Raw genomic sequence first — 12,414 nt, forward strand, 5'->3', positions numbered from 1 at the left:
ACCGACATGAGCGAGACCCAGACGTCCACGTCCCGGGAGGACCGCATCGCGGCCCTGCCCGAGCACCTGCGGGCCCTGCTGCGGGACCGCCTGGCGGGCGCCGAGGCGCCCGCCCCCGAGGCCGCCGCGAGCACCGCGCTGCGCCCCGCCGACCGTTCCCGCCCGCTGCCGATGTCCTTCGCCCAGCAGCGGATGTGGTTCCTGTACGAGTTCGACCCGGAGTCGGTCGGCTACAACTCCTCCTTCGCACTGCGGCTGCGCGGCGACCTCGACCGCGCGGCGCTGCACGGCGCGCTGGCCGCCGTCGTCGACCGGCACGAGGCGCTGCGCACCACCTACGACCAGGTGGACGGCGTCCCGGTGCAGGTCCCGCACCCGAGCGTGGACATCCCGCTGCCGGTCGTGGAGGCCGGCGGCGGGACGCCCGAGGAGCGGGAGGAGGAACTGCTGCGGCTGGTCCGCGAGGAGGCCGGTCGGCCCTTCGACCTGCGCACCGGCCCGGTGCTGCGGACCCTCCTCGTCCGGCTCTCCGACCGCGAGCACGTGCTCGTCCTGAGCATCCATCACATCGCGCACGACGGCTGGTCGCTGTCGATCGTCACCCGCGAGCTGGGCCAGTACTACGCGGCCGCGCTCCAGGGGCGCGAACCCGACCTGCCCGCGCCGGGGCCGCAGTACGCGGACTACTCGGTGTGGCAGCGCGAGCGGGCCTCCGGCGGGCGGCTCGACGAGCAGCTCGACTACTGGCGCGAGCAGCTCGACGGCGTCCCCGTGCTGGAGCTGCCGACCGACCGGCAGCGCCCCGCCGTGCCCACCGGGGCGGGCGCCTTCCACGAGTTCAGCGTCCCGGCCGAGACCGTCGCCGGGCTGCGCGAGCTCACCGAGTCCGCCGCGGCGACGCTGTTCATGACGCTCACCGCGGCCACCCAGCTGCTGCTGGCCCGGCTCTCCCGGCAGGAGGACGTCGCGATCGGCACCCCGGTGGCCGGCCGCGACGAGCCCGAACTCGCCGACCTGGTCGGCCTGTTCCTCAACACCCTGGTGCTGCGCGCCCGGACCGAGCCGGGCCTGGGCTTCCGGGACTTCCTGGGCCAGGTCCGCGACACCGTGCTGGCCGGCTTCGACCACGCGGAGGTCCCGTTCGAGCGGGTGGTGGACGCCGTCCAGCCCGAGCGCGACCCCAGCCGGATGCCGCTCGCCCAGGTGCTCATCGTCCTGCAGAACGCCCCCGAGGCGGTCCTCGACCTGCCCGGGCTGACCATGGAGCAGCTGGCCCTGCCGCAGGCGAGCACCGGCTTCGACCTCGTGGTGGCCTTCGAGGAGCGCCCCGACGGCAGCCTCTGGTCCGCCCTGGAGTACAGCACCGACCTGTACGACGAGGCCACGGTGCGCCGCTTCGCCGGCCACCTGACCACCCTGCTCGGCTCGATCGCCGCCGACCCCGACCAGGAGCTGGGCCGGCTCGACCTGCTCGACCCGAAGCAGCACAACCGGCTCACCGTGGACTGGGCCCGCAACCCGGTGGCCTTCCCCGAACAGGACCCGGTGCACCTGCTGGTGGCCAAGCGGGCCGCCGAACGCCCCGACGGCCTCGCGGTGGTGCGCGGCGACGAGCGGCTCAGCTACGCCGAACTCGACCGCCGGTCCGGGCTGTTGGCCGAGGTGCTGCGCTCCCGCGGCACCCGCCCCGGCGACGTCGTCGGCGTCTGCTGCGAGCGCGGCCCCGACCAGGTGGCCGCCACCCTCGCGGTGCTCAAGGCCGGCGCCGCCTTCCTGCCGCTGAACCCGCGCTTCCCGGCCGCCCGCCGGGAGCTGATGCTGGCCGAGACCGGCGCCGGGTTCGTCTTCACCGAACGCGCGCTGGCCGCCGACGCGGGCGAGTCCGCCGCCGAGCCGCTGATCCTGGAGGACCTGCGCCCGCAGCTCGACGCGCACACCGGGCCGGTCCCTGAGGGCGACCGGGTGGGGCCGGACGCGCTCGCCTACATCGTCTACACCTCCGGCTCCACCGGGACGCCCAAGGGCGTGCTGCTGGGCCACGGTGGCCTGACCAACGTGGTCAACGCCTCCCGGCTGATCGTCGGCACCGGCCCCGAGAACACGGTGACCCAGCTCTCCTCGCCCAGCTTCGACGGCGCGGTCTGGGAGACCTTCCTCGCCCTCGTCTCCGGCGCGGCGCTCGCCCTCCCGGCGAACGAGTCCGAGGCGCTGGGCAGCGAGCAGCTGCGCGCCATGGCGGGAGGCCGGCCCACCGTCCTCGCGCTGCCGCCCGCGGCCCTCGCGGCGGTCGAGCCCGAGGCACTGCCCGCCGGCTCGGTGGTGCTCGCCGTCGGCGACCGCTGCCCGGTCGGCCTGGCCCGCAAGTGGTCGCGGGTCCACCGCTTCATCAACGGCTACGGCCCGACCGAGAACACCGTCGGCGCCACCATGTTCGAGGTCCAGGACGAGGAGGCCGGCAGCCGGCTGTCGATCGGCCGGCCGCTGCCCAACACCGAGGTCTACCTGCTGGACCCGCACGGCAACCCGGTGCCGCCCGCCGTCACCGGCGAGATCCACCTCGGCGGCCGCGGCGTCGCCCAGGGCTACCTGGGCCGCCCGGAGCTGACCGAGCAGCGGTTCGTCCCGCACCCCTTCGCGGACGACCCCGGGGCCCGGCTCTACCGCACCGGCGACCTCGGCGCCTGGCTGCCCGACGGGCGGATCGACTTCCGCGGCCGCGCCGACGACCAGGTCAAGATCCGCGGCTTCCGGGTCGAGCCCGGCGAGATCGAGTCGGCGATGCAGCGCCACCCCGCGATCGACCAGGCCGCCGTGGTGGTCCGCGAGAGCGACCGCGGCAAGCAGCTCGTCGGCTACCTGGTCGCCGCGCCCGGCCGCGACCGGGGCGAGGCGGTCCGCGAGGTCCGCGAGGCCCTGACCGAGGAACTGCCCGCCTTCATGGTGCCCGCCGCGCTGATCCCGCTGGACGCGATGCCGCTCACCACCAACGGCAAGGTCGACCGGGACGCCCTGCCGGACGCCCGGGAGGCCCTGACCAGGGTCTCCACCCCGCCGAACGGCCCGGTGGAGACCGCGCTGGCCGAGGTGTTCCGCTCGGTGCTGGGCATCGAGGACGTCGGCGCCGAGGACGACTTCTTCCTGCTCGGCGGCGACTCCATCCTCTCCACCCAGGTGGTCGCCCGGGCCCGCCAGGAGGGCCTGCACTTCACCGCCCGGGACCTCTTCCAGCACAAGACCGTCGCCGCGCTCGCCAAGGCCGCCGGGACGGGGGAGAGCGGGCCGGCCGAGGAGGACCCGTACCGCACCGGGCCCGTGCCGCTGACCGCCGTGCAGCAGTGGTTCTTCGAGCACCACACCGTCAACCCGGGCCACTTCAACCAGTCGCTGCTGTTCGAACTCGTCCCGGGCACCGACGCCGAGGCCCTGCGTGCCGCCCTGGCCGCGCTGGTCGGGCAGCACGACATGCTGCGCGCCCGCTACACCCGCGACGCCGGGGGCGCCTGGTCCCAGGAGGTGGCGGCCGAGGCCGACGGCTGCTGGGACTTCCAGCGGCTCGACCTCGCCGGGGCGCCGGACGCCGAGGAGCGCGCCACCGAGGCGTTCCGGCAGGCCCAGAGCGGCCTGCGGCTGGCCGACGGGCCGCTGCTGCGCGCCGTCCTGGCCGACCTGGGACCGGACCGCCCGGCCCGGCTGTTCCTCACCGCGCACCACCTGGTGGTCGACGGCGTCTCCTGGCGCATCCTGCTCGACGACCTGCGCTCCGCCTACGCCGACCTGGCGGCCGGCCGGCCCGTGCGGCCCGCCCCGCGCTCCACCTCCTTCGGCCAGTGGTCCCGCCGACTGCGCGAGCACGCCCTGACCGGCGGCTTCGACGACGAGCTGGCGCACTGGCGGTCGCTGCCCGAGCCCGCCGGGGAGCCCCTGGACACCGGCCGGTTCGGTGACCGCCGCACCGCGCGGCACACCCTGACCGGGGACGAGACGGAGGCGCTGTTGCGCCGGGTGCCCGGCGTGCTGCGCGCGCAGGTCCACGAGGTGCTGCTGACCGCCCTCGCCCAGGCGCTCGCCGCCCAGGGCCACGCCGGCGACGGCGGCACCGTGATCGACCTGGAGGGGCACGGCCGCGAGGAGATCCTGGACGGCGTCGACCTGTCCCGCACCGTCGGCTGGTTCACCACGATCTACCCGGTGCTGCTCGACGTGCCCGCGGACCTGGCGCCGACCGCCGCCGTCCGGGTGGCCAAGCGCCGGCTGCGGGCCGTCCCGCGCCGCGGCATCGGCCACGGCGTCCTGCGGCTGGCGGCGGCCGCCGAGGCCCGGGAGGACCTGCTGGTCCCGGCGCCCAGGGCCCGGATCGGCTTCAACTACCTCGGCCAGTGGGACAACCAGCTGCCCGAGGGGGACCGGCTGATCCTGCGCCACCTGGACCACGGCGGCGGCGACCACGAGCCGGGCGAGACCCGCACCTACGAGCTGGACGTCGCCGCCGCGGTCGAGGGCGGCCGGATGGAGCTGTCCTGCGTGTACGCGGGCGGCCGGTTCGACGAGGCGGCGGCCACCGCCCTGCTCCAGCGCATGCACGAGGCCCTGCGCGAGATCGTCCGGGCCTGCGGATGACCGGCCGGGCCGGTACGGACACGGCCCCGCGGGGCCGACGGAAGGAAGTGACCGTTTGAACGACGACCAACCCTGGCTGGTGATCCCCCGGCCGCGCCCGGAGGCGACCCGTCGGCTGGTCTGCCTGCCGCACGCCGGCGGCAGCGCGGGCTTCTACCGGCCCTGGGCCAACCACCTCTCGGCGGCCGTCGAACTCCAGCTCGTCCAGTACCCGGGGCGGGAGGAGCGGATCGAGGACCCCTTCGTCCAGGACGCCGCGACCCTGGTGGCCCAGCTGACGCGGGCGCTGCTGGAGACCGACCGCCCCGGCGTCGAGACGGTGGTCTTCGGCCACAGCATGGGCGCGCTGCTCGCGTACGAGACCGTGCAGTCGCTGCACGCGCAGGGCCTGCCGGTGGCCCGGCTGGTGCTCTCCGGCTACCCGCCGCCGCAGGCGCCGGCCGGCTCCGGCGACGGACCGGCCGGGCGGGCGCCGGCCCGGCCCCGCGGCGACGACGAGCTCCTCGCCACGGTCGCGGGCCACGGCGGGACCCAGATGTCGATCTTCGACGACCCGGACATCCGGGAGATGGTGCTGCCGATCCTGCGCAACGACTACCTGCTGATCGACTCCTACCGGCCCACCGCGCTGCGCCCGGTGGACTGCGGGGTCGTGGTGCTCACCGGAGACTCCGACGTCACGGTGAGCGTCGAGCGGGCCCGCGGCTGGGAGGCGCTGGCCGGCAAGGAGTTCGCGTTCCACGTGCTGCCCGGCGGGCACTTCTACCTGACCGCGCAGCGGGCCCGGGTCATCTCCTTGCTGCACGACTACCTGCTGGACGGGGACTGAGCCGGCCCGGCCGGGCCGCGAACCCCCGCCGAACGCCCGTCGAACCCCCGCCGAATTCCGGCGAGTTCCGCCGAACAGATGGCACCCCCAACCATCGGGTGCCATCTGTTCGGCATGTCGGAAAACCCCCGGCGAACGCCGGGACGCGCTGGAGTGCGTGTTTCCGCTGAGGCTTAAAAGCCTGTTTTCCGGAGGCTCCGCTGCCGCAGGATTTCGAGCCATGGGACAGCCCGGGGCTCCGGGTTGAACGACCGGCTGAGAGGGTCAGGAATGCTGGGCAACGTCGTCATCGTCGGTGGTGGGACATCCGGTTGGATGGCCGCCTCGTACCTGCGCGCCGCATTCGGCGATCGCATTTCCGTCACGCTGGTGGAATCCAAGCGAATCAAGTCCATCGGGGTCGGCGAGGCGACCTTCAGCACCGTCCGGCATTTCTTCAACTACCTGGGCCTGCCGGAGCACGTCTGGATGCCCAAGTGCAATGCCACCTACAAGCTGGGCATCCGATTCGAGAACTGGCGGCGCAAGGGCCACTACTTCTACCACCCCTTCGAGCGCCTCCGGGTCGTCGACGGCCTGCCGCTCACCGACTGGTGGCTGAACAGCCGCTCCGGCGACCGCTTCGACCAGGACGTGTTCCTGATGGCCGCGATCTGCGACGCCGAGAAGTCCCCGCGCTACCTCGACGGCACCCTCTTCGAGCAGGACTTCAAGGAGGGCGGCAACACGGCCGAGCGCGACACCCTCACGGAGCAGGACACCCAGTTCCCGTACGCCTACCAGTTCGACGCCTCGCTGCTGGCCGACTTCCTCTCCGGGTACGCCACCGAGCGCGGCGCCAAGCACATCGAGGACGACGTCGTCGAGGTCGTCCAGGACGAGCGCGGCTGGATCAGCGGCGTGCGCACCAAGGAACACGGCCTGATCGAGGGCGACCTCTTCATCGACTGCACCGGCTTCCGCGGCCTGCTGATCAACCAGACCCTGGAGGAGCCGTTCACCTCCTTCCAGGACACCCTGCCCAACAACCGCGCGGTGGCGCTGCGCGTCCCGGTCGACATGGAGAAGCGCGGCCTGCGCCCCTGCACCACCGCCACCGCCTCGGACGCCGGCTGGATCTGGACCATCCCGCTGTTCGGCCGCATCGGCACCGGCTACGTCTACTCCGACGAGTACGCGACGCCCGAGGAGGCCGAGGCCACGCTGCGGGCCAAGGTAGGCCCGGACGCGGAGGGCCTGGAGGCCAACCACATCAGGATGCGGATCGGCCGCACCCGCAACGCCTGGGTCAACAACTGCGTCGCCATCGGCCTGTCCAGCGGCTTCGTCGAGCCCCTGGAGTCGACCGGCATCTTCTTCATCCAGCAGGGCATCGAGGAACTGGTCAAGCACTTCCCGGACGCCGACTGGGACCCGGGGCTGCGCCGCTCCTACAACCGCATCGTCGGCAACACCATCGACGGCGTACGGGAGTTCCTCGTCCTGCACTACAAGGCCGCCGCCCGCGAGGACAACGCCTACTGGCGGGACGCCAAGACCCGGGTGATGCCCGACGGCCTGGCCGAGCGGATCGAGCTGTGGAAGGCCAAGCCTCCGACGGAGGCCACCATCTTCCCGCACTTCCACGGGTTCGAGTCCTACTCCTACCTGGCCATGCTGCTCGGCCTCGGCGGCATCGAGCTCAAGGCCCCGCCCGCGCTCGCCCTTCAGGACGGCAGCCGCGCGGAGAAGGAGTTCCAGCTGCTGAGCGACCAGTCCGCCGAGCTCCTGAAGCGCCTGCCCAGCCAGTACGAGTACCTCGCTCAGATGCACTGACCCTTCGGCGCCCCGAGAAAGGAGGCACCATGGACAGTCTTCCGTACGTACCGGCCGCGGTGACGCTCGCTCTGCTCGTCCCCGTGGCACTGCTCGGACGCCGGCTGGCGAAGCTGCTGCGGCAGCCGGAGATCGTCGGCGAGATCATGGCCTGCCTCCTGCTCGGGGCGCTGCTGGCGAGCCAGTGGCACTGGAAGCCGGCCACCATGGACGGCGGGGCCGTCCTGGAGAAGGCGGGCCACCTCGGCCTCGCGCTCTTCCTGGTGGGCGCCGTCCACGAGATCCGGGCCGGCGGCAGCCGGCTGGGCGGGCGCACCATCGCGATGACCGCCACCGGTTCGCTGCTGCTGCCGCTCGGCTGCGGCGTCGCGTTCGCCGCGTGGGTGCTGGCCGACGGCTCCCCGGCCCTGCGCGGCGGCGCCCCGGCCGGGGTGCTGGTCCTGATGCTGGCGATCGCGCTGGCGGTCACCGCCGTACCGGTGCTGGCCGGCATCCTGGACGACCGCGGCATGCTCAACACCGCGATCGGCCGGCTCTGCATGGCGGTCGCGGTCTCCATCGACGCCGTCACCTGGTCGCTGCTGGCGATCGCGGTCGGCCTGGCGCACGGCGGCGGGAAGATCACCCCGTACCTGGTGTTCGTCGTCGGCCTGCTGGGGGCCTGGCTGATCCGTCGGGCCGGAGCCCTGCCCGGGCCCCGGGCCTGGGCCGAGCGGATCCCGGTGGCGGTGCCGATCGGGCTGACCGCCGCCGCGGCCGTGGCCGCCGCCCTGACCACCTCGCGGCTGGGCCTCACCGACGTGCTCGGCGCCGTCCTGGTCGCCCTGGCGCTGCCGGGCGACGACGGCGCCGGCCCCTGGACCAGGGCCGCCCACACCGTCGGCGGCTGGGGCCGGATCGTGCTGCCGCTGCTGTTCACGGTGACCGGCATGGGCCTCGCCTCGGCGCCGCTCAGCGTGTTCTCCTGGCAGGCCGTCGTCCTGTCCGTGGTGCTCGCGATCTTCGGCAAGCTGGTCGGCAGCTACTACGGCGCCCGGGCGGCCGGCCGGCCCGCGGTCGAGTCCATGCGGATCGCGGTGTTCCTCAACGCCCGCGGCCTGACGGAGCTCGCCGTCCTCCAGACGGGTTACCAGGCCGGGATCCTCACCCCGGCGCTCTTCCTCGCCCTCGTCGTGATGGCCCTGTTCACGACGGTGCTCAGCGGTCCGCTGCTGTGGGTCATCGACCGGCGCACGGCGAGCGTGGACGCGCCCCGGACCGCGGAGCCGGTCCCCTACCCAGTCGAGCGGTGAATCACGTGGAACTCGTCACCTCAACCCCCTCCGATTTCCGGACCTTCATGTCCGGCTTCCCGAGCGGCGTCGCCATCGTCACCTCGCTGGACGACGCGGGCCGGCCCTGGGGCATGACCTGCTCCGCCCTGTGCAGCGTCACCGTCGAACCGCCCACCCTGCTGGTCGGCATGCGGGCGGAGAGCCCGACCCTGAAGGCCGTGCTGCGCAGCGGCCAGTTCGCGGTGAACCTGCTGCACGCCGAGGGCCGCGGCACCGCCGAACTGTTCGCCTCCGGTGACCCGGACCGGTTCGACGCCACCACCTGGCGGCTGCCCCCCGGCGCCGGCGGACCCCACCTCGTCCACGACGCCCACGCGGTGGCCGACTGCCGGGTCAGCCAGCTGGTCCCCGTCGGCGGCCAGCGGATGGTCTTCGGCGAGGTCATCCGGATCACCGAGCTCAGCGACGCGTCGCCGCTGCTCTACGGGAGGAGACAGTTCAGCACCTGGCCCGCCTAGCAGAGCTAGCAGAGCGTCCCCACAAGACGCCCAGACCACCGTTGTGGAGGAGAGATGACCGCTCAACCCACCGACGCGGACACGCCGCAGGGCACACCCGCCCGCGACCAGGGCATCCAGCGCCACAGCGCGATGCCGGTCCGGAAGTACCAGCCGTACCAGGCGGTCGGGCTGCCCGACCGCGGCTGGCCGGGCCGCCGCGCGGAGCAGGCCCCGCTGTGGTGCAGCGTCGACCTGAGGGACGGCAACCAGGCCCTGACCGACCCCATGGACATCACCCGCAAGCGGCGGATGTTCGACCTGCTGGTCGCCATGGGGTTCAAGGAGATCGAGGTCGGCTTCCCCACCTCCTCGCAGGACGACCACGCCTTCCTCCGCCACCTCGTCGACACCGGCGCGATCCCGGACGACGTCGTCGTCCAGGTCATGACGCCGATCCGCGGCGACTTCATCGAACGCACCGTCAAGGCCCTTGAGGGCGTGCCGCGCGCCGTCCTCCAGATCTTCAACCCGACCTCGGAGGTCCAGCGCCGCCTGGTCTTCCGCAAGGACCGCCGGCAGACCACCGCCATGGCGCTCGACGGGGCCGAACAGGCCCTCAAACTCCAGGACTCGATCCCCGGCACGGAGATCTACCTCCAGTACGCGCCGGAGTCCTACACCCAGACCGAGCCGGACTACGCGCTCGAACTCTGCAACGCCGTCCTCGACTTCTGGGCCCCGCGGGCCGCGCACACGCTGCGGATCAACCTGCCCTCCACCGTCGAGGTGTTCCCGCCGCAGGAGTTCGCCGACCGGATCGAGTACACCCACCGCAACCTGCTCCACCGCGAGCGCACCATCCTCGGCGTGCACCCGCACAACGACCGCGGCAGCGGCGTCGCCGCCGCCGAACTCGCCGTCCTCGCCGGGGCGGACCGGGTCGAGGGCACCCTGTTCGGCAACGGCGAGCGCTCCGGCAACGTCTGTCTGGTCACCCTGGCCATGAACCTGTTCTCCCAGGGCGTCGACCCGATGCTGGACCTGAGCGACATCGACGGCATCCGCCGCATCGTCGAGAGCTGCAACCAGATGCCCGTCCACGCCCGCCATCCGTGGGCCGGCGACTTCGTCTACACCTCCTTCGCAGGCTCCCACCAGGACGCCATCGCCAAGGGCCTGCGCGCCCGCGAGGAGTCCGGGCAGGAGGTCTGGGACGTGCCGTACCTGCCGATCGACCCGCGCGACATCGGCCGCGACTACCAGGCGCTGATCCGGATCAACACCCAGTCCGGCAAGGGCGGCATCGCCCACCTGCTGCGCACCGAGTACGGCATCGAGCTGCCGCGCCGCCTCCAGATCGACTTCGCCGCCGAGATGCAGGCGGTCTGCGAGGAGATCGGCGGCGAGATCACCGGCGACCAGCTGTGGGAGCACTTCGTCGAGCGGTACGTGGCGCTGGGCACCGAGACCGTGCCCGGCCTGCCGGCGCCGGAGCCGCTCGTGGCGGAGCCCGGCGACACCCGCTGGAGCGGGGCCACCGCCGAGGCGGTGGCCGGCTACGGGCTCGACGCCGTCGTCCAGGGCCTCGTCGTGGAGCGGGCCGGCGCACCGCTGAACGCGGTCACCGCCGCCTTCGAGATCGTCGTGGACTCCCACTCCTACTGGGGAGTCGGCATCGCCGAGGAGGAGGGCGAGGCCGTCGGCCGGGCCGTCCGGGCCGCGTCCCTGCGGGCGCTGCTGGACACCGAGCGGTCCGGTCTGTCCGAGGCCCGCTAGGGCCACCGGGCTGACCGGCCGGGCAGGGCCGGACCGACGGGCTGAACAGGTCCGGAGGGCTTTGACAGGGCCGCCGTGGGCGGGGGAGGGAGGAACCAAGCATGCCCTGGAACACCTTGATCGACGTGGCACGGGAGGACGTGCTCCCGCTGACCGCCCAGATCCGGGACGGCATCAAGCGGGAGATCGCCGAGGGGGCGCTGCACCCCGGCACCCGGCTGCCGTCGAGCCGTCAGCTCGCCGAGGACCTCCGGGTGTCCCGCAGCGTCGTCGTCGAGGCCTACGGGCAACTCGTCGCCGGCGGCTACCTGGAGGCGACCCGGGGGTCGGGCACCCGGGTCGCCACCCACCTGGACCGGGGCACCCGGATGCCGACCCTGCTCGGCGACGCCCGCCCCGCCCCGGTGATCCGCTGGGACCTGCGGGCCGGCGGCGCCGACGCCTCCGCCTTCCCCCAGCGCGAGTGGCTGGCCGCCTACCAGCGGGCCGCGCGCCGGCTCGGCCCGCGCGACCTCGGGTACCCGCCGGTGTCCGGCGTCCCGGCGCTGCGCGCCGAACTCGCCCGCTACCTCGGGCGGGCGCGCGGCGTGCACACCACCCCCGAGCACGTCATGGTGGTCTCCGGGTTCGCCCAGACGCTCGGCCTGGTCTGCGCCACGCTGCCCCGCACCGGCCTCGGCGCGCTCGCCGTCGAGGACCCGTGCCACCCGCAGCAGCGCCAGTTCATCGTCGAGTCGGGCCTGGACTGCCCGTCCGTCCCGGTCGACGAGCAGGGCATCGACGTGGCCGCGCTGGCCCGCACCGGCGCCCGCGCGGTGCTGGTCACCCCCGCCCACCAGTTCCCCACCGGCGCCGTGCTCAGCGCCGAGCGGCGGGCCGCCCTGGTCCGCTGGGCGGAGGACGTGGACGGCTGGATCATCGAGGACGACTACGACGGCGACCTCTGGCTGGACCACGGCCGCCGGCCCACCGCGCTGCAACGGCTGTCCCCCTCCCGGGTGCTCTACGCGGGCACCGCGAGCAAGTCGCTGGCCTCCGGGATGCGGCTGGGCTGGCTGGTCGCCCCGCCCCGGCTGCGCCGCCGTCTGGAGGAGGTCCGCTCCCAACGGGACCTCGGCTGCGACGTGTTCACCCAGCACGCGTTCGCCGAACTGCTGGACGGCGGCGAACTCGACCGACACCTGCGGCGCCAGCGCGAACGGCTGCGGGCCCGCCGCGAGGTCTTCCACGAGGCCGTGCGGCGCCGGCTGCCGGGGGCCCGGATCGTGGGCGCCTTCGCCGGGCTGCACGCCTACGTCCAGCTCCCGCACCGGGTGGACGAGGCCGCGCTGGTCGCCCGGGCGCTGCGCCGCTCGGTGCTGGTGCGCGGCGGCCGCTCGTACCACCACCGGTCCTGGCAGTCCGGGCCGGCCCTGGTGGTGGGGTACGCCGGGGTGCCCCGCAGCGGCGTCGCCGAGGCGGTGCGGGAACTGGGCGAGGCCTACGCCGAGTCGGCGGCGGACGGCTGCCTGCGCAGTGCCTGAGCCGCGCCCCGGCACGGAACGCGGCAGGGACGGCACCGAGAGACGGCCGGACGCCCGGACGGACAGCGGACAGACAGCGG

The 12,414-nt window shown here is 73.8% G+C and carries 7 protein-coding genes; all 7 read left to right on the forward strand.

Features of this window, described 5'->3' with window-relative positions:
• Positions 1-6: 6 nt before the first annotated feature.
• The 7 genes from AB0O19_RS27815 (at position 7) to AB0O19_RS27845 (ending at position 12,334) form a co-directional block, all read left to right on the forward strand.
• The gene (locus AB0O19_RS27815) at positions 7-4,617 is read left to right on the forward strand and encodes an amino acid adenylation domain-containing protein (RefSeq protein ID WP_363623354.1); all 4,611 of its coding nucleotides are present in this window, start codon (positions 7-9) and stop codon (positions 4,615-4,617) included.
• Between the two features lie 55 nt (positions 4,618-4,672).
• Entirely contained in the window at positions 4,673-5,446 is a 774-nt protein-coding gene (locus AB0O19_RS27820) for an alpha/beta fold hydrolase (RefSeq protein ID WP_363623356.1), read from the forward strand.
• A 270-nt stretch (positions 5,447-5,716) separates the two neighbouring features.
• Positions 5,717-7,261 carry a tryptophan halogenase family protein gene (locus AB0O19_RS27825; RefSeq protein ID WP_363623358.1) on the forward strand — a complete coding sequence of 515 codons (1,545 nt, stop codon included), beginning with the start codon at positions 5,717-5,719 and terminating at the stop codon, positions 7,259-7,261.
• Positions 7,262-7,290: 29 nt separating this feature from the next.
• Positions 7,291-8,553 (forward strand): cation:proton antiporter, encoded by a 1,263-nt coding sequence (locus AB0O19_RS27830; protein ID WP_363623360.1) that lies wholly within the window; start codon positions 7,291-7,293, stop codon positions 8,551-8,553.
• A 47-nt stretch (positions 8,554-8,600) separates the two neighbouring features.
• Positions 8,601-9,053 (forward strand): flavin reductase family protein, encoded by a 453-nt coding sequence (locus tag AB0O19_RS27835; protein WP_363585116.1) that lies wholly within the window; start codon positions 8,601-8,603, stop codon positions 9,051-9,053.
• A gap of 54 nt (positions 9,054-9,107) precedes the next feature.
• Complete coding sequence (locus AB0O19_RS27840) at positions 9,108-10,811, forward strand: 2-isopropylmalate synthase (protein ID WP_363623362.1); 1,704 nt, start codon at positions 9,108-9,110, stop codon at positions 10,809-10,811.
• 101 nt (positions 10,812-10,912) lie between these two features.
• Positions 10,913-12,334, forward strand: coding sequence for a PLP-dependent aminotransferase family protein (locus AB0O19_RS27845; protein WP_363585112.1), 1,422 nt, complete (start codon positions 10,913-10,915; stop codon positions 12,332-12,334).
• Positions 12,335-12,414: the final 80 nt, after the last annotated feature.

Source organism: Kitasatospora sp. NPDC091276 (genome assembly GCF_040684355.1).
GTDB lineage: Bacteria > Actinomycetota > Actinomycetes > Streptomycetales > Streptomycetaceae > Kitasatospora.